At 59.9% G+C, this 26,946-nt stretch carries 23 protein-coding genes; 12 read left to right on the forward strand and 11 right to left on the reverse strand.

Translation table 11 applies throughout. From position 1 onward, the window contains the following. Positions 1 to 22: 22 nt before the first annotated feature. A complete protein-coding gene (locus tag AB5Y84_RS09415; RefSeq protein ID WP_001809438.1) occupies positions 23 to 1,054 on the reverse strand; it encodes an IS630-like element ISAhy2 family transposase in 1,032 nt (343 codons plus the stop codon). Between the two features lie 588 nt (positions 1,055 to 1,642). On the opposite strand from AB5Y84_RS09415, the gene AB5Y84_RS09420 reads away from it, so the two are divergent. Continuing rightward, positions 1,643 to 2,356, forward strand: a complete 714-nt coding sequence (locus tag AB5Y84_RS09420; protein WP_337073636.1) for a hypothetical protein — start codon at positions 1,643 to 1,645, stop codon at positions 2,354 to 2,356. A 48-nt stretch (positions 2,357 to 2,404) separates the two neighbouring features. Here the strand turns inward: AB5Y84_RS09420 and parC are convergent, their stop codons facing one another. From parC to nudF, 6 genes are all read right to left on the reverse strand, one after another. Further along, positions 2,405 to 4,699 (reverse strand): DNA topoisomerase IV subunit A, encoded by a 2,295-nt coding sequence (gene parC, locus AB5Y84_RS09425; RefSeq protein ID WP_368176821.1) that lies wholly within the window; start codon positions 4,697 to 4,699, stop codon positions 2,405 to 2,407. A gap of 71 nt (positions 4,700 to 4,770) precedes the next feature. Continuing rightward, positions 4,771 to 6,681, reverse strand: a complete 1,911-nt coding sequence (gene parE, locus AB5Y84_RS09430; protein WP_064335387.1) for a DNA topoisomerase IV subunit B — start codon at positions 6,679 to 6,681, stop codon at positions 4,771 to 4,773. 132 nt (positions 6,682 to 6,813) lie between these two features. Further along, positions 6,814 to 7,401, reverse strand: a complete 588-nt coding sequence (locus AB5Y84_RS09435; RefSeq protein ID WP_139741668.1) for a YqiA/YcfP family alpha/beta fold hydrolase — start codon at positions 7,399 to 7,401, stop codon at positions 6,814 to 6,816. A 12-nt stretch (positions 7,402 to 7,413) separates the two neighbouring features. Beyond that, the gene (gene cpdA / locus AB5Y84_RS09440) at positions 7,414 to 8,232 is read right to left on the reverse strand and encodes a 3',5'-cyclic-AMP phosphodiesterase (protein WP_041202814.1); all 819 of its coding nucleotides are present in this window, start codon (positions 8,230 to 8,232) and stop codon (positions 7,414 to 7,416) included. Between the two features lie 22 nt (positions 8,233 to 8,254). Further along, a complete protein-coding gene (locus AB5Y84_RS09445; protein WP_368176822.1) occupies positions 8,255 to 8,626 on the reverse strand; it encodes a DUF1249 domain-containing protein in 372 nt (123 codons plus the stop codon). A 79-nt stretch (positions 8,627 to 8,705) separates the two neighbouring features. Then, positions 8,706 to 9,347, reverse strand: coding sequence for an ADP-ribose diphosphatase (gene nudF / locus AB5Y84_RS09450; protein ID WP_058057940.1), 642 nt, complete (start codon positions 9,345 to 9,347; stop codon positions 8,706 to 8,708). Between the two features lie 304 nt (positions 9,348 to 9,651). Here nudF and tolC point away from each other — a divergent pair, with 304 nt between their 5' ends. Continuing rightward, positions 9,652 to 10,974: an outer membrane channel protein TolC gene (gene tolC, locus AB5Y84_RS09455; protein ID WP_058057939.1), complete on the forward strand. Its 1,323-nt coding sequence runs from the start codon at positions 9,652 to 9,654 to the stop codon at positions 10,972 to 10,974. 116 nt (positions 10,975 to 11,090) lie between these two features. Here tolC and hldE read toward each other — a convergent pair whose 3' ends face one another. Further along, positions 11,091 to 12,518 carry a bifunctional D-glycero-beta-D-manno-heptose-7-phosphate kinase/D-glycero-beta-D-manno-heptose 1-phosphate adenylyltransferase HldE gene (gene hldE / locus AB5Y84_RS09460; RefSeq protein ID WP_058058377.1) on the reverse strand — a complete coding sequence of 476 codons (1,428 nt, stop codon included), beginning with the start codon at positions 12,516 to 12,518 and terminating at the stop codon, positions 11,091 to 11,093. Positions 12,519 to 12,722: 204 nt separating this feature from the next. Between hldE and lpxL the strand changes: the two genes are divergently transcribed. The 7 genes from lpxL (at position 12,723) to AB5Y84_RS09495 (ending at position 20,914) form a co-directional block, all read left to right on the forward strand. Further along, a complete protein-coding gene (gene lpxL, locus AB5Y84_RS09465; RefSeq protein WP_136502368.1) occupies positions 12,723 to 13,646 on the forward strand; it encodes an LpxL/LpxP family Kdo(2)-lipid IV(A) lauroyl/palmitoleoyl acyltransferase in 924 nt (307 codons plus the stop codon). Between the two features lie 627 nt (positions 13,647 to 14,273). Continuing rightward, positions 14,274 to 16,202 carry a PTS mannitol transporter subunit IICBA gene (locus tag AB5Y84_RS09470; RefSeq protein WP_043757244.1) on the forward strand — a complete coding sequence of 643 codons (1,929 nt, stop codon included), beginning with the start codon at positions 14,274 to 14,276 and terminating at the stop codon, positions 16,200 to 16,202. Between the two features lie 37 nt (positions 16,203 to 16,239). Further along, a complete protein-coding gene (locus AB5Y84_RS09475) occupies positions 16,240 to 17,385 on the forward strand; it encodes a mannitol-1-phosphate 5-dehydrogenase (protein ID WP_368176823.1) in 1,146 nt (381 codons plus the stop codon). Positions 17,386 to 17,518: 133 nt separating this feature from the next. After that, a complete protein-coding gene (locus AB5Y84_RS09480) occupies positions 17,519 to 18,040 on the forward strand; it encodes an MltR family transcriptional regulator (RefSeq protein ID WP_005354914.1) in 522 nt (173 codons plus the stop codon). A 190-nt stretch (positions 18,041 to 18,230) separates the two neighbouring features. Then, positions 18,231 to 20,018, forward strand: a complete 1,788-nt coding sequence (locus tag AB5Y84_RS09485) for a cation:proton antiporter (protein ID WP_368176824.1) — start codon at positions 18,231 to 18,233, stop codon at positions 20,016 to 20,018. Continuing rightward, entirely contained in the window at positions 20,015 to 20,587 is a 573-nt protein-coding gene (locus AB5Y84_RS09490) for a DNA-J related domain-containing protein (protein WP_368176825.1), read from the forward strand. The genes AB5Y84_RS09485 and AB5Y84_RS09490 overlap by 4 nt, the downstream gene beginning before the upstream one ends. 78 nt (positions 20,588 to 20,665) lie before the next feature. Further along, complete coding sequence (locus AB5Y84_RS09495; protein WP_005363113.1) at positions 20,666 to 20,914, forward strand: hypothetical protein; 249 nt, start codon at positions 20,666 to 20,668, stop codon at positions 20,912 to 20,914. A 59-nt stretch (positions 20,915 to 20,973) separates the two neighbouring features. Here the strand turns inward: AB5Y84_RS09495 and AB5Y84_RS09500 are convergent, their stop codons facing one another. Beyond that, a complete protein-coding gene (locus AB5Y84_RS09500) occupies positions 20,974 to 21,486 on the reverse strand; it encodes a mechanosensitive ion channel domain-containing protein (RefSeq protein WP_005335914.1) in 513 nt (170 codons plus the stop codon). A gap of 13 nt (positions 21,487 to 21,499) precedes the next feature. After that, positions 21,500 to 22,465 (reverse strand): zinc transporter ZntB, encoded by a 966-nt coding sequence (zntB, locus tag AB5Y84_RS09505; RefSeq protein WP_005341467.1) that lies wholly within the window; start codon positions 22,463 to 22,465, stop codon positions 21,500 to 21,502. A 140-nt stretch (positions 22,466 to 22,605) separates the two neighbouring features. On the opposite strand from zntB, the gene AB5Y84_RS09510 reads away from it, so the two are divergent. Continuing rightward, positions 22,606 to 23,055 carry a YaiI/YqxD family protein gene (locus AB5Y84_RS09510; protein WP_005335916.1) on the forward strand — a complete coding sequence of 150 codons (450 nt, stop codon included), beginning with the start codon at positions 22,606 to 22,608 and terminating at the stop codon, positions 23,053 to 23,055. A 125-nt stretch (positions 23,056 to 23,180) separates the two neighbouring features. After that, complete coding sequence (locus AB5Y84_RS09515; RefSeq protein WP_368157417.1) at positions 23,181 to 23,681, forward strand: metal-dependent hydrolase; 501 nt, start codon at positions 23,181 to 23,183, stop codon at positions 23,679 to 23,681. 64 nt (positions 23,682 to 23,745) lie between these two features. Here the strand turns inward: AB5Y84_RS09515 and AB5Y84_RS09520 are convergent, their stop codons facing one another. Next, positions 23,746 to 24,951, reverse strand: a complete 1,206-nt coding sequence (locus AB5Y84_RS09520) for a NupC/NupG family nucleoside CNT transporter (RefSeq protein ID WP_005363118.1) — start codon at positions 24,949 to 24,951, stop codon at positions 23,746 to 23,748. Positions 24,952 to 25,493: 542 nt separating this feature from the next. On the opposite strand from AB5Y84_RS09520, the gene dbpA reads away from it, so the two are divergent. Continuing rightward, a complete protein-coding gene (gene dbpA, locus AB5Y84_RS09525; protein ID WP_042053613.1) occupies positions 25,494 to 26,873 on the forward strand; it encodes an ATP-dependent RNA helicase DbpA in 1,380 nt (459 codons plus the stop codon). The last annotated feature ends 73 nt before the right edge of the window (positions 26,874 to 26,946 follow it).

Raw genomic sequence — 26,946 nt, forward strand, 5'->3', positions numbered from 1 at the left:
TAAATAACTGATCCCAATAGTGCTACACCTTCGCTGTGCCATAGCCATTCCCCGGGAAAGGAGACACGGTATCCATGAAGTGTTTCACTCGGGCCAGCAGGTTTGCCATCCCTCTGCATTGATGATTGCGCGTGATGGTTTCATGTAACTTGTGCCATAGCCGTTCTATGTGATTAACCCAAGGGCTGTAAACTGGCTGGAACACCAGGCAGAACTTGGGATTCTTCTTCAACCATCGCTCGGTCTGTTTGCTTTTGTGAATGATGTAGTTATCGAGGATCAACGTGATGGTTTTGGCTCGTCGGTAGTGGTGGCGCAGCTTTTCCAGCATGGCAATAAACAGCGATGAGTTTTTCTTGATCCCGCTGACGTAAAGTACCCTTCCGTTGCCTGCGTGGAGAACGCCTGCCAGATAATGCTTGGCATTCTGCCCCGGTGTGACAACCCGCTTTTGCTGCGCTCTGAACATCCAGTCGGCTCCTAATTTGGGATTGAGGTCTATATCGACTTCATCCTCATAAAACACCGGATTATCGGCATCACAGCGGGCCAGCGCGGCGTCGATATTCGCCATTTTTTCCTGATAGGCTGGGTCTTTTATCCGCAAGGTCGGCACGGGCCTGCGCCAGACAATGCCCATACGAGGTAACCATCGGCGGAGCGTGGAGGCTGCCACATTGAGCCCTGTTAACCGATTGATTTTTATAGCCAATAGTTCAGTACACCAACGGCTGCGCTGATAACCAAAATCTTGCGGAGAAAACTGCATGAGCAGCACCAGTAAGGTGACAATCTTGGCGATAGGTAAGACTGGGGCACGGCCAGCCGGTAAGGCTTCTAGCGCATCTATGCCTTCATCTCGATACCACCGAAGCCAACGACCGATGGTCGAGCGCGCAGCGCCGGTAAGGTGATGAACATCGGTGATCGTGCGTCCTTCATGTAACAGCAAGATGGCCATCAAGCGACGAGCATGTCCTTTATCACGGGTGGCATGGATGATTTTGTGAATGCGGCGCCGTTGTGGTCGTGGCAGAGGTGGTAGGATAGGCATCAACTCAGTCCTTTGGGTGTGGCTTGTTTTGTTTAGCGACTAATCAGATCGCACAAACTGGACTGAGTTCCCTTCCTCCGGTGATCTACTATTCGGAACAGCTATTTAGCGATAGCACCGTGCAGACCGAATCATGCCCCCATTATTGCCATGAAGCCATCCATCAGATCCACGCAGACGGGTCAAAAGACCAGATGGTGCGCTGAGAAGCGCGATCTCGCAGGGGACAAGTGCATGCCAACCTTTGGCCCTAGTTGTCACGCCATACCAAAATGGCTGCGATCTCTGCTTCCTTCTCCCACTCTTTGCCATAGATAAGGGGAGAAAGGTCGGTGAGGAGGGAGAGCAAACCATCGACAAGCAGCAGAGCGTTAAATCAAGCAGGAGCGCGTAGGGTCGATTAGCGAAGCGTAATCGTCCGCAGTGCAATCTCGGTGGCGATGGATATAGAGAAGAGATCAGCTGGAGCACCGGTAGAATTACGGTAACCTGTTTTCGCGATCTACGGCTCTTCGGTTGCTTCATCTAGCTAGACTAGTTACTCCACCTTGAATAGAATAATAAAATTCAAACTTCAGGATTCCTAGCGTGACACATACAACGAAAATAAAATTAATTAAATCGCTATCACTTGCTTTTATTTTCTTGTGGGTGAATGCAATGATTACTGCCCCATTGATAATGACTGATTTTTCTTGGCTTGAAATACAGAAAGTCTGGGATCGCTGGCAGACATTCAACTCAGGTATGATTGCTCTTTTGGCTGCCGTACTTGCAATATACGCAGCTCAATATTCTGAAAATGCGAAGAGATACAGAGAACTAATCGCCGCAAAATCTCTCCTGCCATTAGCCTTGTCAGAGCTACACACCTACTGTACCGAATTAGCTACATACCTAAAAAATGAATTTATTTTTCTTAGTGAAAAACACCAGATAGATACATCAACAACCAAAGAAAACCATGAACCCCCCATTCCACCAAAAGAATGGGTTTTTGAAGTATTTAAAAACTGCATGATTCATGAGCATGAAACTGAAGCAAAATTCATGGCATCAATACTATCTGACATGCAAATAACACGCGCAAGAATTGAGAGCATGAAAGATAAAAACAACCTAATTACAGAATGTACATTTTCAAGCCATGCTAACGACATATGTCTATTACATGCTAAATTAGGTAGAATGTACGATTACTCGAGGAAGCACTCTTTATTATCGACAACAGAAATAACTGATGAGGAAAAAAATAATAGTATCTGTGTATTAGATATTGAATGCCTTCCAAAATATAAATAAATACATATATTTATAAATGAAGGGCGCTTTCGCACCCTTCTATATTAATTACCCTTCCTGATTTTCCCCGGCTACCGGTTCGGTTCCGGCAGCGGGTTCAATCTCGATACGATCGACCCGCTGCAAACCGCGGGGCAGCTTGGCGCCGCGGCGGCCACGCTCGCCGCGGTAGTAATCGAGATCGGACGGTTTGAGGGTCAGCTTGCGCTTGCCGGCAAACAGGGTGACCGACTGGCCCTGCGGGATCACGGCGGCCATCACCACAAACTCCTCCCGCGCCTTCACCCGAGCCGACGGGATGCTGATGAGCTTGTTGCCCTTGCCCTTGCCGAGCACCGGCAGGGTGTTCATCGGGAACAGCAGCATGCGCCCCTCGTTGGAGATAGCCATGCAGAGATCGGTCTCCGGCGAGCCAATCTTCTGGGGGGCCATCACCTGACCCCCTTCCGGCACGGTGAGCAGCGCCTTGCCGTTCTTGTTCTTGCCGATGAGATCGTCATAGGTGCAGACAAAGCCGTAACCGGCATCGCTGGCGATCAGGTAGGGCTCGCCCTCGTTGCCCATCACCAGATGACGCACCTCTTCCCCTGCCCCAAGCGCAAAGCGGCCGGTGAGCGGCTCGCCCTGACTGCGGGCGGATGGCAAGGTGTGAGATTCGAGGGCGTAGGTTCTCCCCAACGTGGAGAGGAACACCGCCTGCTGGTTGCTGCGGCCACAGGCATGGGCCAGATAGCTGTCCCCCGCCTTGTAGGAGAGCCCCTCGACATCCACATCATGGCCCTTGGCGGCGCGCACCCACCCCTTGTCGGAGAGGATGACGGTGACCGGTTCGCTAGGCACCAGCTCTTTCTCGGTCAGCGCCACGGCGGTGGCACGCTCCACCAGCGGGGTGCGGCGATCGTCGCCGTACTTCTCGGCATCGGCCAGCAGCTCTTTCTTGAGCAGGGTGTTGAGGCGACGCTCGGAGCCCAGGATCAGCTCCAGCTTGTCGCGCTCTTCGGCCAGTTCGCTCTGTTCGGCGCGCAGCTTGAACTCTTCGAGCTTGGCCAGATGGCGCAGTTTCAGCTCGAGGATCGCTTCGGCCTGGGTCTCGGTAATGTTGAAGCGCTCCACCATCACCTTGCCCGGCTCATCCTCGGTGCGGATGATCTCGATCACCTCGTCGATGTTGAGGTAGGCGATCAGCAAGCCTTCGAGGATGTGCAGGCGAGCCAGCACCTTGTCGAGGCGGAACTGCAGACGGCGACGCACGGTCTCGCGGCGGAAGATGATCCACTCGCTGAGGATGGTCTTGAGGCACTTCACCTGCGGCCGGTTGTCGAGGCCGAGGATGTTGAGGTTGACCCGGTAGTTCTTCTCCAGATCCGTGGTGGCGAACAGGTGGGCCATCAGCCCCTCCACGTCCACCCGGTTGGAGCGCGGCACGATCACCAGACGGGTCGGGTTCTCGTGGTCAGATTCATCGCGCAGGTCGGTGACCATCGGCAGCTTTTTCGCCACCATCTGGGCGGCGATCTGCTCCATGATCTTGGCGCCGGAGGCCTGATGGGGCAGCGCTGTGATGACGATGTCGCCATCCTCCTCGCTCCAGACCGCCCGCTGCTTGATGGAGCCCTTGCCGGTCTCGTAGATTTTGCGGATATCGTCGCGCGGGGTGATGATCTCGGCGTTGGTCGGGTAGTCCGGCCCCTGAATGTGCTGCATCAACACATCCAGCCCCGCATTGGGGTTGTCGAGCAGCTCGGCACAGGCGTAGGCCACTTCCCGCGCGTTGTGGGGCGGGATGTCGGTCGCCATCCCCACCGCAATACCCGTCACCCCGTTGAGCAGGATGTGCGGCAGACGGGCGGGCAGCACCACCGGCTCCTTCATGGTGCCGTCGAAGTTCGGCGTCCACTCCACCGTGCCTTGCCCCAGCTCGGAGAGCAGCAGCTCGGAGAAGCGCGACAGCCGCGCCTCGGTATAACGCATGGCGGCGAAGGATTTGGGATCGTCCGGCGCACCCCAGTTACCCTGACCGTCCACCAGCGGGTAGCGGTAGGAGAAGGGCTGGGCCATCAGCACCATGGCTTCATAACAGGCGATGTCGCCGTGGGGGTGGTACTTACCCAGCACGTCACCCACGGTACGGGCGGACTTCTTGTGCTTGGAGAGGGCCGACAGACCCAGCTCGCTCATGGCGTAGATGATGCGCCGCTGCACCGGTTTGAGGCCATCGCCGATATGCGGCAAGGCCCGATCCATGATGACGTACATGGAGTAGTTCAAGTAAGCCTGTTCGGTAAAGGTGCGCATTGGCTGGCGCTCTACCCCGTCCAGACTGAGCTCGATAGCATCACTCATATGTTTTTCTCTTGCTATGGCGCGCCCCAAGAGGGCACGCCTGAAATGCGGGTCGGCAGGTGACCGACGGCTTAGATGATGGCGAGGTTACCCTTCTCTTCCAGCCACTCGCGGCGATCACCCGCCCGCTTCTTGGCCAGCAGCATGTCCATCAGCTGCAGGGTCTCATCAGCCGCATCCCCTTCGCTCTCTCCTGCCGGCTCCATGGTGAGCTGCACCAGACGGCGGGTGTTGGGATCCATGGTGGTTTCCCGCAGCTGTTTCGGGTTCATCTCACCCAGGCCCTTGAATCGGGTCACCATCACCTTGCCCTTCTTCTTCTCGGCCTCGACCCGCTGCAGCACGCCGTTCTTCTCATCCTCGTCGAGGGCGTAGTAGACCTCTTTACCGATATCGATCCGGTAGAGGGGCGGCATGGCAACATAGACGTGGCCCTTCTCCACCAGCGTGCGGAAGTGCTTCACAAAGAGGGCGCAGAGCAGGGTGGCGATGTGCAGACCATCCGAGTCCGCATCCGCGAGGATGCACACCTTGCCGTAGCGCAGGCCGCTGAGATCCTCGGAGTCGGGGTCAAGCCCGATGGCCACGGAAATATCGTGCACTTCTTGCGAGGCCAGCACCTGACCGGCCTCCACCTCCCAGGTGTTCAGGATCTTGCCGCGCAGCGGCATGATGGCCTGAAACTCGCGATCCCGCGCCTGCTTGGCACTGCCACCCGCGGAGTCACCCTCCACCAGGAACAGCTCCCCCTGCATGGGGTCGGCGCAGTTACAGTCAGTCAACTTGCCGGGCAACGCAGGGCCCTGGGTAATCTTCTTGCGCACCACCGTCTTGGCGGCGCGCATCCGGCGCTGGGCGCTGGAGATACAGATCTCGGCGATCTGCTCCGCCAGCTCGGTGTTGCTGTTCAGATAGAGGCTGAAGGCATCCTTCACCACGCCGGAGACAAACGCCGAGCTCTGACGGGAGGAGAGGCGCTCCTTGGTCTGGCCGGCGAACTGCGGATCCTGCATCTTGATGGAGAGGATGTAGGCGCAGCGATCCCAGATATCTTCCGGGGTCAGCTTGACCCCGCGCGGCAGCAGGTTGCGGAACTCGCAGAACTCGCGCATGGCGTCGAGCAGGCCCTGACGCAGGCCGTTGACATGGGTACCGCCCTGAGCGGTGGGAATGAGGTTCACATAGGATTCGGCAAGGCATTCGCCCCCTTCCGGCAACCAGCAGAGCGCCCAGTCCACCGCCGATTGTTCGGAGCTGAACGAGCCGATAAAGGGCTGCTCCGGCAGGCAGGTGAACTGCTTGACCGCGTCGACCAGATAATCCTTGAGGCCATCTTCGTAGCACCACTCCAGCTTGATGCCGGTGTTCTTGTCGAGGAACTTGATGGTGAGGCCGGGGCAGAGCACAGCCTTGGCTTTGAGCAGGTGCTCCAGCTTGGTGACCGAGAATTTGGGCGAATCGAAGTAGCTCGCCTGCGGCCAGAAACGCACCCGGGTGCCGGTGTTGCGACGACCGCAGGTGCCGGTGATGGTCAGCTCCTGCACCTTCTCGCCACGCTCGAAGGCGATGTCATAGACCTGACCGTCGCGACGTACCGTCACCTCGACCCGATCGGAGAGGGCGTTCACTACCGAAATACCCACCCCGTGCAGACCGCCGGAGAACTGGTAGTTCTTGTTGGAGAATTTGCCGCCCGCGTGCAGCTTGCAAAGGATCAGCTCCACCCCGCTGACCCCCTCTTCCGGGTGGATATCGACCGGCATGCCGCGGCCGTCGTCGATCACTTCGAGGGACTGGTCTTCATGCAGGATCACCTCCAGACTGCGGGCGTGACCTGCCAGCGCTTCATCGACGCTGTTGTCGATGACCTCCTGGCCGAGGTGATTGGGCCGGGTGGTGTCGGTATACATGCCGGGGCGGCGACGCACCGGCTCAAGGCCATTGAGGACCTCAATGGCATCCGCATTGTATTGAGTAGACATGGAGGGCCTTGCGAATTGACGTTTGGAGGGAATCTTAACTGCTAGGCGGGGGTAGAACAAACTCCCCGCACCGAAAGCTTGATCTGGAGAAGAACAAGCAGGGCGAGACCGCCCTTATTGACTCAAACCTGACTATAACCCGAGGAAACGGATGATCTGGGCGGGGTAGCGCTCGAACGCCACAAAGGCGTGGTTGCCGCCGCACTCCAGCGAGAGGCGGGCAAAGCGGTATTCATCCAGCGCCTTGCGATAGTCGAGCACCTCATCCCCCTGCTGTTGCAGGATCCAGAGCCGCTCCGGCGCCGTCACCGGTACCGCCAGTGCCCGCAGCTCATCCATATGTTCAGGCCGCAGTTCGTACTGCTCCCCGGTATAGGGATTGGTCTGGGGGCCGAGGTAGTCACAGAGCAGCTCGTGGGGGCGCACCGCCGGATTGATCAGCGCCGCGCGGCAGCCGTACTGCTCGCTCACTCGGGTCGCCATAAAGCCGCCGAGGGAGCTGCCCACGGCGCCGAGCTTGTATTCACTACCATAACGACGCTGCAGATCGGCAATGGTCTGCTCGATGGCCGCCCAGGCCGCCGCTGGCGTATTGGGCTGGGCCGGAATGATCACTTCGATGTCGGGCCGGTTGGCGGCCACCCAGGCAGCCATCTGCTGCGCCTTGGCGGAGCCCGGTGAGGAGTTGAAACCGTGCAGATAAAGGAGAACGGACTTCATGGAATGCTCTCCTCAATAACCGGTGGCGTTGGGGTCGGGCACAAACTGCCCCACCGGCAGGCGCCACACCTCGCTGGCCACCCGCCCATCCGGATAGAGGGTGAGATAGCGCCAGCCCGGGCCGGATTCATCCAGCGCGAAGCCGTCGGATAGCGGTTTGAACTGAATGCAAGTCGATGGGCTGGCAATCAGCCGCACCCCGCGGTGCACCTCGTCAAACTCCTGATGAACGTGGCCGAACAGGATGGTCTTCTGCTGCGGATGACGGGCCAGCACGGCGAACAGGTCATCGGCATTCTTGAGATTGTGCTGATCCAGCCAGGCGCAGCCCACCGGCACCGCCTGATGGTGCAGGGTGATAAGAGCGTGGCGATCAGGATATTGACGCAGGGCGCGGTCGAGGGCGGCCAGCTGGTGATCGCCAATCATGCCGTGAGGTTTGCCGCGCACCTGGGTGTCGAGCAGGATCACCTGCCAGTGGTCGCCCACCAGCTGCTTGGATTCGCTGATCCCGGCGGCATGGAGATATTCGGTCATCAGCGGGCTGTCATCGTGATTGCCGGGCAGCCAGTAGATGGGGCGGCCCAGGGGCGCCATCATGGAGGCGAAACGCTGATAGGATTCCGGACTGTGATCCTGCGACAGATCGCCGGTCGCCAGAATCACCTCGTAGGGGTGTTCATTGGCCTGCACCTGTTCCAGCACGGCGGCCAGACTCTCTGCGGTGCGCACAGCCAACAGCCGCCCTTCGGCACTCGCGAAGAGGTGGGTGTCGGTAATTTGCAACAGGCGCACACTGCCGTCCTGCGCCTGGGGGAGCTCTGTTTCCAAAATCACGCTTCTTTTTATTTGTTCAACTGGAGATATTGATCGGGCTGGTACCATGTCTGAGACAAAATTTTAGCCATTCGGCCAGAAACAGATTTACCTGCTCCTTTTCGTCCCGCTGGTGCATCTTTTTATTGGGATAATCATAACGTGGTTGCAAACGGGAAATCTGTTGCGCTGCACACACTTCCGCCATCCGCACATCATGATACAAACGAATCTCTATCTGAGCTTGTAAATATTCGGGCAATTCGGGGTTGTGCTGGCTCAGGATCACCTGATTGGTGAAGCGACTCTCGCCAATGATGGTGAGCTGGAACTGCAGATCGTTGCCGACCCGATAGCGGCGCTCGGCCCCGACTTCCCCATCTGGCGGCAGCAGTTTCATCAACGCCATGTAATTGACCTCTCAGGTACGCTGCAAGGACATCAGATCAGGCACATAGCGCCTGCTCTGTTGCAGGGTCAGCGCCACCTCAGCGATCCGCCAGCCAGCGAGCGCGCAGCTCGCCATGGTTGAGGGCCAGCCACTGCAGGGCGATGACCGAGGCCGCATTGTCGATACGTCCCTCTTTGAGCCAGGCATAGGCCTGTTCGCGGCTCACCACGTGCACCCGGATATCTTCGCCCTCATCAGCCAGACCGTGCAGTCCCTCGGCCTTGCTGGCATCCACCTCGCCCACAAAGACCTCGATCCGCTCGGTGCTGCCGCCCGGGCTCACCAGATAGCTGATGGCATGCTCGCAGCGGGCAACCTCGATCCCGGCCTCTTCCACCGCTTCCCGGCGCACCACGTCTTCAGCGACCTCGCCTGGGTCTATGATGCCGGCCACCAGCTCCAGCAGCCAGGGGGTCGGACTGGTCTCCATGGCGCCGATGCGGAACTGCTCCACCAGCACGATCTGGTCGCGTACCGGATCATAGGGCAGCAGCGCGGCAGCATGGCCCCGCTCGAACAGCTCGCGCACGATGGGTTGGTTCCAGCCGCCCGCAAATAACCGATGCTGCAGACGATAGACATTCACCTTGAAGAAGCCGTTATATCCAGCTGATTTTTCAATGATTTTTACATCATCGGCGGCGTAATGCCGATCTTGCGGCAAGGGTTGCTGCGACATCCGGGGCTCCCGTCAGCTTGACTTGTATCAGTTTGACCATAAAATCCGAGGAACATGAATGAACGTTCATTCACTCGGCGTGCCATGGTAATGAGGGGTGGATTTTAGCAGCCACAGACCATTTGGCTAGGCGCGCGGGGAGAAAACTGCGTCCGGTTCTTGACGTTCCCGTCACCGGACCTGAGACTCTTAGCATTAAATTTTGCTTATAGTAGAGTGATTAAGCTGCAATCAAGCTTGGTCGGTGACAATATTTGCCTCTCCAGCAACCAGTTTGGGTTACTACATAAGGTTAAAACGATCTATGAAAAGAACACTTTTGTCAGTCATGGTGTTGCTGGGCGTCAGTGCCGGTGCCCATGCCGAAAACCTGCTCGATATCTACCAGCAAGCCCAGATCAAAGACCCGCAGTTGCTGCAGTCCAAAGCCGTTCGCGACCAGGCCTTCGAGAAGATCAACGAATCCCGTGCCCCTCTGCTGCCCCAGATCGATCTGGGTGCCGGGCTCAATTATCTGCAAAACAAGAACGATACCCAGAGCAATACCAACGCCAAGGGCGAGGTGACGCTGTCGCAATCCCTCTATCGTCGCAGTAACTGGGTCAATCTGGATATCAGCGAGAAGCAGGCCACCCAGTCAGATGTCGCCTACAACCTCGAGATCCAGAACCTGATGGTGCGCACCGCCAAAGCCTACTTTGATGTGCTCAAGGCGATGGATACCCTGGAGTTCGTCCGCGCCAACAAGGTTGCGGTAGAGCGTCAGCTGGAGCAAACCCAGCAGCGTTTCGAAGTGGGCCTGACCGCCATCACCGACGTCCATGAAGCGGAAGCCTCCCGCGACCAGGCGCTGGCTGACGAGATCAATGCCGAAAACTCGCTGGACAACAGCTACGAGACCCTGCGCGAGCTGACCGGTATCGATCACCGCAATCTGGACGTGCTGAACACCGATCGTTTCAGCCCGCAGAAGACCGCCTTCGGCTCCGACAAGTGGCTGGAGCTGGCGCTGGACAAAAACCTGCAACTGCACAGTGCCCGCATCAGCAAGGACATTGCCAAGGAGCAGATCGATCTGGCCAAAACCGGCCATGAGCCGACGCTGGATCTGGGTGCCGGACTGCAAACCAGCAATACCGATTACAAGCTGGATAGTATTCAGAGCGGCGGCAATGACAATCAGGCCAATATCGGTCTGACCTTCAAGCTGCCCATCTACAGCGGTGGCGCCACCAGCTCTAAGGTGAAACAGGCTCAATACAACTACGTGGCGGCCAGCGAACTGCTGGAGAAGAACTTCCGCTCGGTGCAGAGCACAGTGCGCTCCTCCTACAACAACGTGAACGCCAGCATCGGCTCGGTGCGCGCCTACAGCCAGTCTGTGGTCTCCGCCGACAGCGCCCTGAAGGCGACCGAAGCCGGCTACGAAGTGGGTACCCGTACCATCGTCGACGTGCTGGACTCCACTCGCAAGCTGTACGAGGCCAAGCAGAAGCTCTCCGAAGCCCGTTACAACTACATCCTCAATATCCTGAGCCTGAAACAGGCTGCCGGTATTCTGGAAGCGCAGGACCTAGTGGAAGTGAACCAGGGTCTGATGCCTGCCACGGCAAAAGCCAAAGGCTAATAGCCGCTATCGGGCATGAAAAAGGCGACCGCAAGGTCGCCTTTTTGTTATCCGTATTTCTGTCAGCTTGCTACCGCCGATAATGAGCCCCGCCAGATTGCGGGGCCAGCAGAACGTTAGCCACGCTCGCGGATCGTCTTGATGATGTCGGTGGTGGAGCAGCCATCCTCGAAGTTGAGAACGCGCACCTCGCCGCCATTGGCGGTCACCTCGGCGTAACCGGCGATATCTTCCGGCTTGTAGTCGCCGCCCTTGACCAGCAGATCCGGCAGGATCTCGGCGATCAGACGCTGCGGGGTATCCTCGGAGAAGGGCACAACCCAGTCCACCGCGCCCAGCGCAGCCAGTACGGCCATGCGGCGCTCGGTCGGGTTGACCGGACGACCCGGCCCTTTCAGACGGCGAACCGATTCGTCGGTATTGACCGCCACGATCAGGCGATCCCCCAGCTTGCCAGCGTTGGCCAGATAGGATACATGGCCAGCATGCAGGATATCGAAGCAACCGTTGGTCATCACTACCTTCTCGCCGCGCAGACGGGCGGCACGAACCGCTACTTTCAGCTGGGCTTCGGACATGACGCCGAAGCCTGTCTCCTGCTCGGTGTAGAGGGCATTGGCCAGCTCGACCGGACTGACGGTGGAGGTACCCAGCTTGCCGACCACGATACCGGCTGCGGTATTGGCCAGCGCACAAGCTTCGTCCAGGCTCTTGCCAGCGGCCAGCGAGGTGGCCAGGGTGGAGATGACGGTATCACCGGCACCGGTCACATCGTAAACCTCGTGGGCCTGAGCTGGCAGATGCAGCTCCGGCTGGCCTTCGCGGATCAGGGTCATGCCGTTCTCGGAACGGGTGACCAGCAGGGCATCCAGCTCGAAACGCTTGACCAGATCCAGCCCCTTGGCAACCAGCTCCTCTTCGCTCTTCACCTTGCCTACCACAGCCTCGAACTCGGACATGTTGGGGGTCAGCAGAGTGGCACCGCGATACTTCTCGAAGTCGGTCCCCTTGGGGTCGACCAGCACCGGAATACCGGCGGCTCGGGCGCGCTGGATCATGCCGGGCACGTCGTTGAGAGCACCCTTGCCGTAGTCGGAGAGGATCATCACGTCGCTGTTTGGCAGCGCCTGCTCGACCTTGCTCATCAGCAGGGTGGCATCGACGGAGTGGAAGGGCTCTTCAAAGTCCAAACGCAGCAGTTGCTGGTTGCGGGACAGCACGCGCAGCTTGGTGATGGTCGGGAAGTCGGCCAGACGAACGAAATCACAGGCTACCTTGACGCCAGCCATCTGGCCAGCCAAGGCATCGGCAGCCTCGTCCTGACCAGTCAGGCCAAGCAGCACGGCGTGGGCGCCAAGGGCAGCGGAGTTGAGGGCCACGTTGGCCGCGCCACCGGGACGCTCCTCAATGTGTTCAACCTTGACCACGGGCACCGGCGCCTCGGGGGAGATCCGACCGGTAGGGCCATGCCAGTAACGGTCCAACATGACATCGCCAACGACCAGAACGCGGGCTTTTTCAAAATCGGGCAGGGTGATCTTCATCTGTATCGACTCTCAAAACCTGAAAAATCAGCGGGCGATTTTATCACACTCTTTTATCCGGTGTAGAAAAAGCCGACCGCAGCTGCCGCCGCTGTCACGCTAACCGGACGCAGGCTACCCCTCTGACCAGCACACAGCCATTCGCCCCCGCCCCCCCTTTTCGGCTAGAATCCCCCGATTGTGTTTGCGAACAAGAGATTAGCCATGGCCCACGACAACGCTCCCCGCCTGGAGCCCCGCCTGTTTCATCCCCGTTACTGGGCCAGCTGGTTCGGCCTCGGCCTGCTCTGGCTGCTGACCCTGCTGCCGTGGCGTAGCCAGATGTGGCTGGGCCGTCAGCTCGGTCGTCTCGCCGCCAGGATATTGAAGTCCCGGGTCAAGATTGCCCGTCGCAATCTGGAGCTGGCGATGCCCGAGCTGACCCGGGATGAGCGGGAGAAACTGCTTAAGGCAAACTTCGAGAGCGTGGGCTGCGCCGTGTTCGAGGTGGGGATCGCCTGGTTCTGGCCAGACTGGCGGATGCGCAACCTGATGAAGGTGGAAGGGGAAGAGCACGTCATAGCCGCCATGGAAAAAGGTCAGGGCATGCTGCTGCTCTCCTGCCACTTCCTGACGCTGGAACTCAACGCCCGCTGTTTCGGGCTGGTGCGCCCCGGCGTGGGGGTCTATCGCCCCAATACCAATCCGGTGCTGGAGTATGCCCAGTACCACGGGCGCTGTGCCTCCAACAAATATCTGGTAGACCGGATGGATGTGAAGGGGATGATCAAGGCGCTGCGCAACGGCGACGCCCTCTGGTATGCACCGGATCACGACTACGGCAGCCACGCCAGCGTGTTCGTGCCCTACTTCGCGGTAGAGCAGGCGGCCACCATCACCGGCACCGCCACCTTGGCGCGGGTGAAGAACACCGTCACCCTGCCCTGCTACAACATCCGCACCAGCGAGGGTTACACCCTGCATATCGGCGCGCCCCTTGCCGACTACCCCAGCGGAGATGACATGGTTGATGCCGCCCGCGCCAACCGCGAGATTGAAGCCGCCGTGCGCAAGGCGCCGGAGCAGTACATGTGGCTCCATCGCCGCTTCAAGACCCGCCCATCCTCCGAGGATACCGGCTTCTACTAAGCCGCTGCCCCGACAGGGCTCAGATCGCAAAAACCGACAAACCGCCTGCTGGCGGTTTGTTTTTATCTGCTATCAGCCCTGCACGGCAAGTAAGCTACCGAAACATGATTGGCGCAATCCCCCTCGGCACTTTTCCTCAACTCTCCATCAGCCAGCAGCAAAAGAACCCTCATCACCAACCGTAAAAACTGAAAGCGGGTTACAAATTTATTGATTCATTGATAAACAATGGAGTGTTTCGATAGATCCATCGTCACCACCCGCTGATGAGTTATTGAGTGATTTGCTCCATTCGAATACAAAAACTGAATTTGTGATGCAAATCACCTTTACGCAAAGACACGGCAAAGACGAGTTGGTGATCTGAATCACAAAAAATGGTCATTAAAAATAGAAAAGATCGAAATGTAGCCGAATTACAGCTCTCGAACGTGATCAGGATCACTGGTTTTGGAGGGGGTATCGCTGGGTATCTGAGATCTGTATCACAAGACACCCCGTTTTCAGCCTAATTTGATCGCAAGCTGGTAGATTGAAGTTGCTTAGACGACCGGGATGGAGGTTCGGCAAAACCGGCCATCCCGAACTACCACTTTTAATCAAACAGGCTTAAAACGGGGTCCCGACATGTTATCACCGGATACCAAAGTCAAGATACAGAATTTTGGACGCTTCCTGTCCAATATGGTCATGCCCAACATAGGCGCCTTTATCGCCTGGGGCTTCATTACCGCCCTCTTCATCCCCACCGGCTGGCTGCCGAGCGAAACCTTGGCCAAGCTGGTCGGCCCCATGATCACCTACCTGCTGCCGCTGCTCATCGGCTATACCGGTGGCAAGCTGATCGGGGGTGATCGCGGTGCCGTGGTCGGTGCCATCACGACCATGGGCGTCATCGTGGGGACCGACATCCCCATGTTCATGGGCGCCATGATGGTCGGCCCGCTGGGTGGCTGGGCCATCAAGCGCTTCGACCAGGCGATGGAAGGTCGCGTCAAGAGCGGCTTCGAGATGCTGGTCAACAACTTCTCCGCCGGCATCATCGGCATGCTGTGTGCCATCCTCGCCTTCTTCGTCATCGGTCCCTTCGTCAAGGTGCTCTCCGGTGCCCTGGCCGGTGGCGTCGACTTCCTGGTCGCCCACGGTTTGCTGCCGCTCACCTCCATCTTCGTCGAGCCGGCCAAGATCCTGTTCCTGAACAATGCCATCAACCACGGCATCTTCTCGCCGCTGGGGATCCAGCAGGCCACCGAACAGGGCCGCTCCATCTTCTTCCTGATTGAAGCCAACCCGGGCCCGGGTCTGGGCGTGCTGCTGGCCTACATTGTGTTCGGCCGTGGCAATGCCAAGCAATCCGCGGCGGGTGCCTCCATCATCCACTTCTTCGGCGGCATCCACGAGATCTACTTCCCGTACGTGCTGATGAATCCGCGCCTCATCCTGGCGGTGATCGCCGGCGGCATGACCGGGGTCTTCACCCTGACCCTGTTCAACGCGGGTCTGGTCTCCCCCGCCTCCCCGGGATCCATCTTCGCCGTGCTGCTGATGACGCCGAAAGCCTCCCTGATCGGGGTGCTGCTCTCCATCATCGCCTCTGCCACCGTCTCCTTCCTGGTCGCCTCCGTGTTCGTTCGCGCCCAGCAGCCGGAAGCCGACGAGGCCGATGCCCTGGATGAAGCCACTCGCAAGATGAAAGCCATGAAGGGGGCCAGACCCGAGACCACAGCGGCCAAGAAGCCGGGTGCCGAGCTGACCGCAGTGCGCAACATCGTGGTCGCCTGCGACGCCGGCATGGGCTCCAGCGCCATGGGTGCCGGCATGCTTCGCAAGCGGGTGCAGGCCGCCGGCCTCAACATCAGCGTCACCAACCGTGCCATCAACAACCTGGACGATCAGGTCGATCTGGTCATCACCCACAAGGATCTGACCGACCGCGCCCGTCGCCATGCGCCGCACGCCCAGCACATCTCCTTGAGCAACTTCCTGGACAACGAGCTCTACCAGGAGCTGGTGATGAACCTCAGCATGGCCAATGCGGCCAACGATGACGTGGCCAACCCGCAGCTGCTGGTGGCGGCCAACGATGACAGCTACGAACAGCAGGAGCCGGAAGTCTTCACCCTGAGCCTGCAGGACGTCCACCTGGGCCTCAAGGCCGACAACAAGGAAGCCGCCATCCTCACCGCCGGCAAACTGCTGGCCGAGCGGGGCTATGTGGCACCGGACTACGTCAACGCCATGCTGGAACGGGAGAAACTGGTCTCCACCTACCTCGGCGAGTCCATCGCCGTGCCCCACGGCACCATCGCCGCCAAGGAGCACGTCAAGCGCACCGGCATCGTCATCTGCCAGTATCCGGCCGGCGTGCCGTTCGGCGAGGCGGCGGACGAGGTCGCACGCCTGGTGATCGGCATCGCCGCCCGCAATGACGAACACATTCAGGTAATAACCCGACTGACCAATGCACTGGATGAGCCCGGTCTCATCGACCGGCTGGCCAGCACCCAGGATCCCCAGGAGTTCCTGGACTTGCTGGGCGCCGAGCAGGCCGCCTGAACATCCTTCATCGTCTTTGGTTATAGAGGTTAATATCATGAAAACATTGCATTTTGGTGCCGGCAATATCGGTCGTGGCTTCATCGGCAAACTGCTGGCTGACGCCAGCCACCAGGTCACCTTCGCCGACGTCAACGAGACCCTGATCGATCAGCTCAACCACCGGCAGGAGTACAAGGTGCACGTGGTGGGCACGGATCAGAAGCTGGACGTGGTGCGCAACGTCGCCGCCGTCAGCTCCGCCGGCCACGAGGTGATCGCCCGCATCATCACCGCCGATCTGGTGACCACGGCGGTCGGCCCCAACATCCTGGACAAGATAGCCAGCACCCTGGCCAAGGGGCTGCAGGCCCGCTTCGATGCCGGCAACCTGACGCCGCTCAACATCATCGCCTGCGAGAACATGGTACGCGGCACCAGCCACCTCAAGGAGGAGGTACTCAAGTACCTGCCGGTCGCGTATCATGCCACCCTCGAGCAGTGCGTCGGCTTTGTCGACTCGGCGGTGGACCGCATCGTCCCGCCCACGGCAGCGGCAAACGACGACCCGCTGGAGGTGACGGTGGAGAGCTTCAGCGAGTGGATCGTCGACAAGACCCAGTTCAAGGGGGAGCTGCCCCAGGTGGCGGGCATGGAGACCACCGACAACCTGATGGCCTTCGTCGAGCGCAAGCTGTTCACCCTCAACACGGGTCATATCGTCACCGCCTACCTGGGCAAGCTCAGGGGCTATCACACCGTGCGCGAGGCGATCGAGGATCCGGTGATCCGCAGCAAGGTGCGCCGCGCCATGGAAGAGAGCGGGGCCGTGCTGGTCAAGCGCTACGGCTTCGACCCGCGCCTGCACGCCGCCTACATCGAGAAGATCCTGGCCCGCTTCGCCAACCCCTATCTGGTGGACGAGATTGACCGGGTCGGTCGCCAGCCGCTGCGCAAGCTGGCGGCGGGGGACAGGCTGGTGAAGCCGCTGCTCGGCACCCTGGAGTACGGCCTGCCCAACGAGCAGTTGCAGGAAGGGATCGCCGCGGCGCTCCACTATCGCAATGCCGATGACCCGCAGGCAGTGGAGTTGCAAGCCCTGCTGGCGGAGCTTGGCCCGGCCAAAGCGCTGGCCCGCGTCACCGGACTGGATGAAGAGAGCGAAGTGGTTCGCGCCATCGTCGCCCGTTACGAAACCCTGTAATGACCCTGCTTGCGGCGCATTCAGCCACCACTGATAGCGCGCCAAGCGCTTGAATGGCAAGGGAATGTGCCCCATATGATAAAAACCGGGAGAGAGGCCCACTCTCTCCCTGTCAGCTGGACCCAACGCACCTATGACCACACACCAGGAAGATGAAGTACTGGAACGACTGAACGAGCAGGATGGCCCCCGCGGCTTCTTTCTCGAAGCCGTGACCATCCTGGAAGAGGCGGTCGACTCCCTGATGCGACGCGCGTTCCGTCAGGAGGAGTATGCCGTCAAATACGCCATCGAACCCCTGCTCAACCAGAGCGGCCCCCTCGGCCAGCTGGAGGTGCGCCTCAAGCTCATCTTCGCCCTCGGCCTCATCTCACTCGAGCGCTATCAGGATCTGGAAGCCTATCTCAAGATCCGCGACTTTCTGGTGCGCGACCCCAAGGATTACCGCTTCAGCGACAAGCCGATCCGCGACCTGCTCGACCGCCTGCACGGGGTCAATCAGGGCGGCATGATGAAGCTGGAGCCCCCCGCCAGCGAAGAGGATTGGGCCTTCTACCAGATGCAGCTCAACCGGCTCGATCAGATGGTGCGCTCCGCACTGGTACTGGCGCTGGCCGACTGTGTCGGCGAGCTCCACAAGGAGAGTCCCATCTAATCCGGCCCCGAGGCCACCCCATCACCACGGTTGGCGTCTGGCTGGCGCCCTGCACACCACCGCCAGCCACCATGACGCCGACTGTCGCACATCTCCCCATCCCGGCCATGACGCACGCTCCTTTGGGTGTCAATCTGACCAACTTAGCCACTACACTAGCTCCATACTCACTGCCTGAATCGAGGTCTGCATGATTGCCCTCTCTCTGGCCGGGATCGCCCTGGTCTCCGTGCTGGCCCAATGGCTTGCCTGGTCGCTGCGGGTGCCCGCCATCCTGTTTCTGCTGCTCACCGGCCTGACTCTGGGCCCGGTCAGCGGCCTGCTCGACCCCGATGCCCTGCTCGGGGAGCTGCTGTTTCCGCTGGTCTCTCTGTCGGTGGCCATCATCCTGTTCGAGGGGGCACTGACCCTCCATCTGGCCGAGCTCAAGGGGATCGGCAAGGTGGTGCGCAATCTCTGCTCCACCGGCATGCTGGTCAGTTTCGCCGTCATCGGCAGCGCCGGTTACTTCCTGCTGGGGCTGGACTGGCGGGTCGCCACCATGCTCGGCGCGGTACTGGTGGTAACGGGCCCAACGGTGATCGCTCCCATGCTCAACGTGATCCGCCCCACCCGGGAGGTGGACCGCATCCTGCGCTGGGAGGGGATCGTCATCGACCCCATCGGTGCCCTGTTTGCGGTGCTGGTGTTCGAGGCGGTACGCCTCGGCAGTCAGGGGGATCTCATCAGCCATACCCTGCTGGCGCTGGGCAAGACAGTGCTGGTCGGTTCCCTGATCGGGGTGGCGGCAGGCTGGCTCACCACCCTGCTCATTCGCAAGGACTGGCTACCGGTCAGCCTGCACAAGTTCGGGGTGCTGGCGCTGGTGCTGGTCACCTTCAGCCTCTCCAACTGGCTCAGCCACGAATCGGGCCTGCTGGCAGTGACCGTGTTCGGCATCTGGCTCGCCAATCAGGAGGGGCTGGATCTGGAGGAGGTGCTGGCGTTCAAGGAGGATCTCGCGGTCATCCTTATCTCCAGCCTGTTTATCCTGCTGGCGGCCCGCCTCGATCTGGCCCAGCTCTGGCAGCTCGGCCCCATGGTGCTGGCGCTGCTCTGCGTGGTGCAATTCGTAGCTCGTCCGCTCTGTATTCTGGTCTCGACCTGGGGCTCGGATCTCTCCTGGCGAGCTCGCGCCCTGCTGAGCTGGATCGCCCCGCGCGGCATAGTCGCGGCAGCGGTCAGCGCCTCGTTTGCCATCAGCCTGCATCAGGCCGAGATCCCCGATGCCGACAAGCTGGTGCCACTGGTGTTTGCGGTGATCATCTCCACCGTGGTGTTGCAGAGTCTCACCTCGGCACCGCTGGCAAGCCTGCTCAAGATGCGCCAGAGCGCCCCCAACACCTGGCTCATCATAGGGGCCAACTCGGTGGCGCGGGCCATAGGCCGGGCGCTGGCGGATCAGGAGGTGCCGGTACAGCTCTGCGATCCCGCCTGGGAGTTCTGCAAACAGGCGCGGATGAGCAACCTGGCCTGCTACTTCGGCAACCCCCAGTCGGAACATGCCGAGCTGCACCTGCCGCTCACCAGCATCAGTACCGTGCTGGCGCTCTCCCCCAACCGCCACAACAACGCCCTCGGGGTACTGCACTTTGCCCACCTCTACGGCGAGGAGCAGGTCTACTCCCTGCGCTCCAGCGAGCAGCACGGCAAGGCCAACCGGGAGAGCGCCACCTTTCGCGCTCGCCAGAACCTGTTCGGCCCCGACATCAACTATGCCAGGCTGAGCGGCCTGCTGAGCCGGGGTGGCCAGATCAAGGCGACCCGCCTGAGCGAGGCGTTCGACTGGGCCCAGTATCAAACCGCCAATCCCGGCGCCATCCCGCTCTTCATCATGGATGGCAAGGGCAAGCCCCAGATCGTTACCGGCCCCGTCACCCCGCAGGCGGGTGAGCTGCTGATCGCCCTGCAGCCGCCCAGAGAGCAGGGCGCCGAATGAACGAAGCCAACCACAATCCGCTGATCGCCCCTCTGCTGGTGCTGCTGCAACAGGCGGCGGGCAGCTACAAGGTGCATGAACTGATGGCTGCTCTGCGCCAGCAGGGGGCAATTCCGGTACTGGCCGACGATGAGCAGCTGCAGCTGTTTCGGGTCAACTTCCTGATCATGAACGCCCTCTACCAGTTGCAGGCCGAGCTCTGGCAAGAGGGATGGTGGCTGGTGATCAGCACCCTGGATATCCGGCTCGAACCGCTGGCCGGGAACCAGGAGGCCAACCACGGCTTTGCCGTTAGCGAAAATCTGCGTAGCTACTATCTCGACTGGCAGGTGTTCTGGCAGACCGACCGTGCCGAAGTTGAGGCCCTGCTCAACCGCTTCTGGCGCGCTTATGACGGTGAGGGGCACAAAGCCGAGGCGCTGGCACTGTTTGATCTGAATGAAGGGGCGAGTCAGGAGGCAATCCGCCGCCGCTGGCGGGAGCTGGCACTGCAGCACCATCCGGATCGGGGCGGCAATGCCGAGACTTTTGTCCGCATCCGCTGGGCATGGGAGGTCCTGCGGGGATGATCCCGTTGCCGCACCATTGTTGCCGCACATAAAGGGCAGGCATAGACTGGAGCTGGATATTCCCCACAGGAGAGCATCATGACAGTCAGTGAACTTCGTAAGCTCTATCAGCAACAGATCCTGCAAGAGGCTGAAATACTCCACGATGTGGCTATTCCCGGCTGGCTCATCGAATTCAGAGGCAAGGATGGCGCCCTCTACGAGCTGACCGACACCCTCGGCTGCCCGGTCAGTTTCGGCACCGTCGAGCAGGCCCGCGAACATCTGCATCAGGTGGCCGACTGCCCGGTTCAGGTGGAGCACCTCTACCGCTTCTTCGAACGCTAGCGCCACCCACCGCACACTAAAAGGCTCCCGAGGGAGCCTTTTGTTATTCCGGTTGCTTTCTATTCCGGTTGCAGTGGTTCCACCACCTTGCCCTCCAGCTTTCTGACCGGCTTTTGCAGGATCAAGTTGGCCGGATAGGTGACCAGATCGCCGTTGTCATCGCGCACCCGCACGTAGAACAGGCCAATTTCGGTGATGACGCCGGTGACCGAATCATCCTTGTCGAGGATGCGGATCCGGTCGCCAATCTTGTAGGGGAAGGCGAAGAAGATGGTGATGCTGGCGGTGATGTTGGAGAGGATCGACCACTGGGCGACCATGGCGACCCCCAATACCGCAAAGAAGGAGGACGCGAGCACCACCAGTCGGGAGAAGTCGAGCCCCCACACCCCGGCCAGCACCAGCAAGGTGGCGCAGCCGAGCAGGAAGTGGAACACATGGGCCACGTAGAGCACCCGGTTCTCGCTCACCTGCCTGCTCTGGCCGAGCGCCAGCAGGCTCTTGTGAATCAGCCGCCGGATCAGGGTATGCCCCAGCAACAGCAGCAGGGTCAGGCCAATTGATTGCCACATGGGTTATGCCTCCTTACCACCAGCGCCGATGCTTGAGCCAGATAGCCAGCCCGCTGGCCAGCGCCACCAGCGAACCACAGAAGACCCAGAAGGCAGTCGGATTCTCGGCCCCGGGGATACCGCCAAGGTTGATGCCAAACAGGCCGGTCAGGAAGCTGGCGGGCAAAAAGAGCAGCGCCATCACCGACATCTGGTAGGCGCGGCGGTTGGTCGCCTCCGCCATCAGATTGTTGATCTCGTCTGCCAGCACGGCGGTGCGAGCCACCCCGGCATCGAGGTCATCGAGCCAGCGCCGCAGTCGATCGGCGATATCGAGCAGACGACGGCGGTCATCCTCATCCAGCCAGCTGATCTTCTCGTTGGCAAGGCGCGCCACCAGATCCCGCTGCGGCGAGAGGTAGCGGCGGATCATGATGAGCTGCTTGCGGATCAGCGCCAGCCGGCCATTGGCGGGCATGTCGCGCATCAGCACCATCTCCTCCAGATCGAGGATCTTGTCGTGCAGCTCCTCGACAAACTCCCCCGCCCGATCGGTCAGGGCATCGCAGATCTCCACCAGCCAGTCGGCCGGGGTATCGGCGCCCCCCCCCAGCTTGAGCTGGTTGAACACATCCTGCTCGGAGAGCAGCGGACGACGACGGCTGCTGATGATGAGATCCGGGGTGATGAAGATGCGCAGCGCCACCATCTCTTCGGGCCTGTGATCCTTGTTGTGGTTGATGCCACGCAGGATCAGCAGCACCGTCTCCCCCATCCGCACCAGCTTGGGACGATTGCTCTGGCCGAGCAGCGACTCCCTGGCCGCCTCGCTGAGCAAGGGGGTCTGCAACAGCCAGCGCGCCGAATCGGGATTGCCGTAATCCAGATGCAGCCAGCCGGGATGTGCCGCCGGGACTTCGCTTCCCGCCGTCAGCGGCGCCATGCCACCCTTGCCATCCAGGGTCAGGGCATAAATCACTTCACCGGGCACCCGATCCATCTCGTCTCCTTCTCGTTTCATGTGCAGGCCCCAGCTTACACCAAAGGCTGGGCCGACTCAGCCCCGCGCCGGGAAGGGGAGGCCTGTGTTAACATGCCCGCTCTCGTTTTCCATCCGCTTTCACTACAGGAAACCATGCCATGCCCATCTGGGTTGATGCCGATGCCTGCCCCATTCCGGTCAAGGAGATCCTCTACCGCGCCGCCCACCGCGCCCAGGTCGTCACCACCCTGGTGGCCAATCAGGGGTTGCGGGTGCCCCCCTCGCCCTTCATCAAAACCCAGCAGGTGGAGAAGGGATTCGATGTGGCAGATCATGTCATCGCCCAGCAGGTTCAGCCCGGCGATCTGGTGATCACCGGTGATATTCCCCTCGCCTCCTGGGTGATCGATGCCGGTGGCGAGGCGCTCAACCCCCGCGGCGAGATCTACACCCGCGAAACCATCAAGGCACGGCTCGGCATGCGCAACTTTATGGAAGAGCTTCGCTCGGCCGGCGTGCAGACCGGCGGCCCGGCCCCCTTCAATGCCGCTGACAAACAGCGCTTCGCCAACGCCCTCGACAAGTGGCTGGTCAAAGGCAAGCTGTAAAGAGACCCTAAAGGCGCCCTGCTTGGGCGCTTTTTCGCCGTAACATCCTGATTTTTAAAATAAGAGCTGACCACAACCGTCAGGCTGGTAAGATGCGCCGCCATCTTGTCCACGCCGTAATCATCATGACCGCCCAAGGGCACCTGCTCTTCTCCGTTACCTGCACCCTGATCGCCCATAAACTGCAGCTCACTCCGGCGCTGGCCGATACCAGCCTGTGGCAGACCATCCCTGCTGCGCTGGCCAGCGCCCTGTTGCCCGACCTCGACCACCCCAAATCGGTGCTGGGGCAGCGCCTGCCGTGGCTCTCGAAACCTCTGTCGCGGCTGTTCGGCCATCGCGGCTTCACCCACAGTCTGCTGGCAGTCGCCGCCGCTGTCTGGGGGCTGAACCAGAGCCTGCCGCCGGGCACCCTGCCCATGGGGGTCAAGGATGCGCTTATCGTCGGCTACCTCAGCCATCTGCTGGGGGACTGGCTCACCCCGGCGGGCATTCCGCTCTTCTGGCCCATCAAGCGCCGTTACCGCCTGCCGGGCTGGCCGCTGCGCAGTGGCGGCGCCATCGAAACCGGCTTTTGCACCCTCACCCTGCTGGTTGCCGGCTGGTGGTGCGGCTGGCGCCTGTAGGCCAGAAACGAAAAAGCCCCTGACGAGGTCAGGGGCTCAAACCGTGGCGGGTGCCGCCAGAGGATCAGATCATGATGCCTGCGATAACAGCAGAGAGCAGGCTGACCAGGGTAGAACCGTAGACCAGCTTCAGACCGAAGCGGGAAACCATGTTGCCCTTCTCTTCGTTCAGCGCTTTTACCGCACCGGCGATGATACCGATGGAGCTGAAGTTGGCGAAAGAGACCATGAAGATGGAGAGGATGCCGACGGTGCGCGGAGAGAGCTCGGCAGCCACCTTGCCCAGATCCATCATCGCCACGAACTCGTTGGTTACCAGCTTGGTCGCCATGATGGAGCCCGCTTGCAGCGCTTCACCACTCGGGATGCCCAGGATCCAGGCGATCGGGTAGAAGAGGTAGCCCATGACGAACTGGAAGTTCACGCCAAATGCCATCTCGAACAGATAGTTGATCAGGGCAATCAGGGCGATGAAGCCCACCAGCATGGCACCCACGATCACGGCAACGGTGAAACCGGCCATGATGTACTCGCCCAGCATCTCGAAGAAGTTCTCTTTCTTCGGGGTGTGGTGCTCGTCACCTTCGGCAATGGCCTTGATGTCGGTCACGGAGTTATCCGGCTCGTAGGGGTTGATCAGCGAGAGCACGACGAAGGTACTGAACATGTTGAGCACCAGCGCGGCAACCACGTAGCGCGGCTCGATCAGCTGCATGTAGGCACCGACGATGGACATGGAGACGGTAGACATGGCAGTCGCAGCCAGGGTGTACATCTGCTTCTCGTTCAGGTGCGGCAGGATGTTCTTGAGGGCGATGAAGTTCTCGGATTGGCCGACGATCATCGAGCTGATGGCGTTGAAAGACTCCAGCTTGCCCATGCCGTTGATCTTGGCCAGCACGGTACCGATACCGCGGATCACCAGCGGCAGCAGGCGGATGTACTGCAGAATACCGATCAGCACGGAGATGAAGACGATGGGCATCAGCACCATCAGGAAGAAGGAGAAGGCCCCTTCGTTGACCAGACCACCGAACACGAAATCGGTACCCTGTTTGGCAAACTCCATCAACTTGGTGAAGCCGGCCGCAAAGCCACCCACCACCGCCAGACCCACTTCAGAGTTCAGCATGAACCAGGCCAGCGCCAGTTCGACCACCAGCAGTTGGCCGATATAACGCAGCTTGATCTGTTTCCAGTTGTGGCGGTTCGCCAGCAGAGAGAGAGCAAGGACCATCACCAGTCCGAGCACAAAGTGAACGTATTCCATACCTGTAGCACCTGAGTAAATTGTAATTTTTGACCGGCGCCATCATAGACATTTGCACATTTAAAAATCAGATAGCCATCACAATCCCGCGCAATATTATGGAGGCAGGATAATACAAACGTTTTTAAATTAATTGTGCAATGAACTGATATTAATCGCGCAACATGGAAATATAAATTCTTTTAAAAACAACATACTGAGTAAGATTGGCGCCATTTTCATGTTCTTTGAAAATATTTCATCAGCATTTTCGCAACATTCCCTGTGGCGCAGTAACTGTTCGTGGAATATTTCCCAATCATTATATTAAAACACCGAAAATAGAAAACGTTTATCCTCGATAAATAATTAGATGAGTGTTTGAAAAATAGTCCTTATTTCATTGTCAGTGCTCGCCCGCGATCGGTTTGGCAACAAATGAACCTTTCATGGCCCCTCGTGACCAGCCGTTCAAAAATCCGCCACATCCGGTGCCACATTCTGGTATGATGCGCGGCCTTAGCGCTCGCGCATCCCCGTTTTCTCCGAAATAGAGTCCTTTTGTGAACAACAGCGAATTTAGCAGCCTCAATCTCTCCCCCGCCCTGCAAGAGAACCTCACCAGCCTGGGTTACCTGCAGATGACCCCGATCCAGGCCCAGAGCCTGCCCTTGGTGCTCGATGGCAAAGACCTGATTGCCAAGGCAAAAACCGGCAGCGGCAAGACCGCCGCCTTCGGCCTCGGCCTGCTGGCCAAGCTTAACGTCAACCGCCTCGAAGTGCAGGCGCTGGTGCTCTGTCCGACCCGCGAACTGGCGGATCAGGTGGCCACCGAGATCCGCCGTCTGGCGCGCGCCCTGCCCAACGTCAAGCTGGTCACCCTGTGCGGCGGCACCCCGACCGCACCGCAGTCCGCCACCCTGAGCTTTGGTGCCCACATCGCCGTCGGCACCCCGGGTCGTATTCTCAAGCATCTGGAGCAAGGCACGCTGGAGCTATCCGGCCTCAAGACGCTGGTGCTGGATGAAGCGGATCGCATGCTGGACATGGGCTTTGGCGAAGATATCAACCGGGTCATCAGCTATGCCCCCCAGCAGCGCCAGACCCTGCTCTTCTCTGCCACCTATCCGGAAGGGATCGCCCAGATGAGCCGCGGCGTGCAGCGCAATCCGGTCGAGGTGAGCGTGGAGTCTCTGCACGAGGGGAGCGCCATCGAACAGAAGCTCTACGAAGTGCCTGCCGGTCAGCGCCTCGACGCCCTCACCTGGCTGCTGAGCCACTACCAGCCAAGCTCCTGCGTGGTGTTCTGCAACACCAAGCGCGCCTGTAACGACGTGGCCGACCATCTGGCCGCCAAGGGCTTCTCGGCGCTGGCGCTGAATGGCGATCTGGAACAGCGCGAGCGGGATCAGGTGCTGGTGCGCTTTGCCAACGGCAGCGCCACTATTCTGGTGGCCACCGATGTGGCGGCCCGCGGTCTCGACATCAAGGAGCTGGGCGCCGTCATCAACTACGAGCTGACCTATGATCCGGAAGTGCACGTGCACCGCATCGGCCGTACCGGTCGTGCCGGCCAGCAAGGTCTGGCCCTGAGCCTCTATCAGCCGAACGAGGCCCAGCGCGTCAACTTTATCGAAGAGTACCAGCAGGCTCCGATGCCGCTGGGTGATCTCGACAGCATCGGCCGCGACATCAAGCCGATCGCCCCGCAGATGGTGACCCTCTCCATCGATGCAGGCCGCAAGACCAAGGTGCGGGCCGGTGACATTCTGGGCGCCCTGACCGGTGAAGGCGGCATTGCCGGCGCCGACGTGGGCAAGATCCAGATCTCCGAGCAGTACTCCTACGTCGCCGTGAAGCGCAGCGTGGCGAGCGCCGCCCTCAAGCGGTTGCAGGAAGGCAAGATCAAGGGTCGCAGCTACCGCGCCCGCAAACTGGGCTAAGGTTTTTTGCAAGCCGTTAGCCAGACCACAGGCGCCTGACAGGCGCCTGTTTCATATCTCCGATGCCGCCATG

This window comes from Aeromonas sp. s11 (genome assembly GCF_040907945.1).
Taxonomy (GTDB): domain Bacteria; phylum Pseudomonadota; class Gammaproteobacteria; order Enterobacterales; family Aeromonadaceae; genus Aeromonas; species Aeromonas veronii.

Coding starts and splice junctions, on each gene's coding strand:
- AB5Y84_RS09415 (WP_001809438.1), bottom strand. CDS start 1,054: ATGCCTATCCTACCACCTCTGCCACGACCACAACGGCGCCGCATTCAC.
- parC (WP_368176821.1), bottom strand. CDS start 4,699: ATGAGTGATGCTATCGAGCTCAGTCTGGACGGGGTAGAGCGCCAGCCA.
- parE (WP_064335387.1), bottom strand. CDS start 6,681: ATGTCTACTCAATACAATGCGGATGCCATTGAGGTCCTCAATGGCCTT.
- AB5Y84_RS09435 (WP_139741668.1), bottom strand. CDS start 7,401: ATGAAGTCCGTTCTCCTTTATCTGCACGGTTTCAACTCCTCACCGGGC.
- AB5Y84_RS09445 (WP_368176822.1), bottom strand. CDS start 8,626: ATGGCGTTGATGAAACTGCTGCCGCCAGATGGGGAAGTCGGGGCCGAG.
- nudF (WP_058057940.1), bottom strand. CDS start 9,347: ATGTCGCAGCAACCCTTGCCGCAAGATCGGCATTACGCCGCCGATGAT.
- tolC (WP_058057939.1), top strand. CDS start 9,652: ATGAAAAGAACACTTTTGTCAGTCATGGTGTTGCTGGGCGTCAGTGCC.
- hldE (WP_058058377.1), bottom strand. CDS start 12,518: ATGAAGATCACCCTGCCCGATTTTGAAAAAGCCCGCGTTCTGGTCGTT.
- lpxL (WP_136502368.1), top strand. CDS start 12,723: ATGGCCCACGACAACGCTCCCCGCCTGGAGCCCCGCCTGTTTCATCCC.
- AB5Y84_RS09470 (WP_043757244.1), top strand. CDS start 14,274: ATGTTATCACCGGATACCAAAGTCAAGATACAGAATTTTGGACGCTTC.
- AB5Y84_RS09475 (WP_368176823.1), top strand. CDS start 16,240: ATGAAAACATTGCATTTTGGTGCCGGCAATATCGGTCGTGGCTTCATC.
- AB5Y84_RS09480 (WP_005354914.1), top strand. CDS start 17,519: ATGACCACACACCAGGAAGATGAAGTACTGGAACGACTGAACGAGCAG.
- AB5Y84_RS09485 (WP_368176824.1), top strand. CDS start 18,231: ATGATTGCCCTCTCTCTGGCCGGGATCGCCCTGGTCTCCGTGCTGGCC.
- AB5Y84_RS09490 (WP_368176825.1), top strand. CDS start 20,015: ATGAACGAAGCCAACCACAATCCGCTGATCGCCCCTCTGCTGGTGCTG.
- AB5Y84_RS09495 (WP_005363113.1), top strand. CDS start 20,666: ATGACAGTCAGTGAACTTCGTAAGCTCTATCAGCAACAGATCCTGCAA.
- AB5Y84_RS09500 (WP_005335914.1), bottom strand. CDS start 21,486: ATGTGGCAATCAATTGGCCTGACCCTGCTGCTGTTGCTGGGGCATACC.
- zntB (WP_005341467.1), bottom strand. CDS start 22,465: ATGGATCGGGTGCCCGGTGAAGTGATTTATGCCCTGACCCTGGATGGC.
- AB5Y84_RS09510 (WP_005335916.1), top strand. CDS start 22,606: ATGCCCATCTGGGTTGATGCCGATGCCTGCCCCATTCCGGTCAAGGAG.
- AB5Y84_RS09515 (WP_368157417.1), top strand. CDS start 23,181: ATGACCGCCCAAGGGCACCTGCTCTTCTCCGTTACCTGCACCCTGATC.
- AB5Y84_RS09520 (WP_005363118.1), bottom strand. CDS start 24,951: ATGGAATACGTTCACTTTGTGCTCGGACTGGTGATGGTCCTTGCTCTC.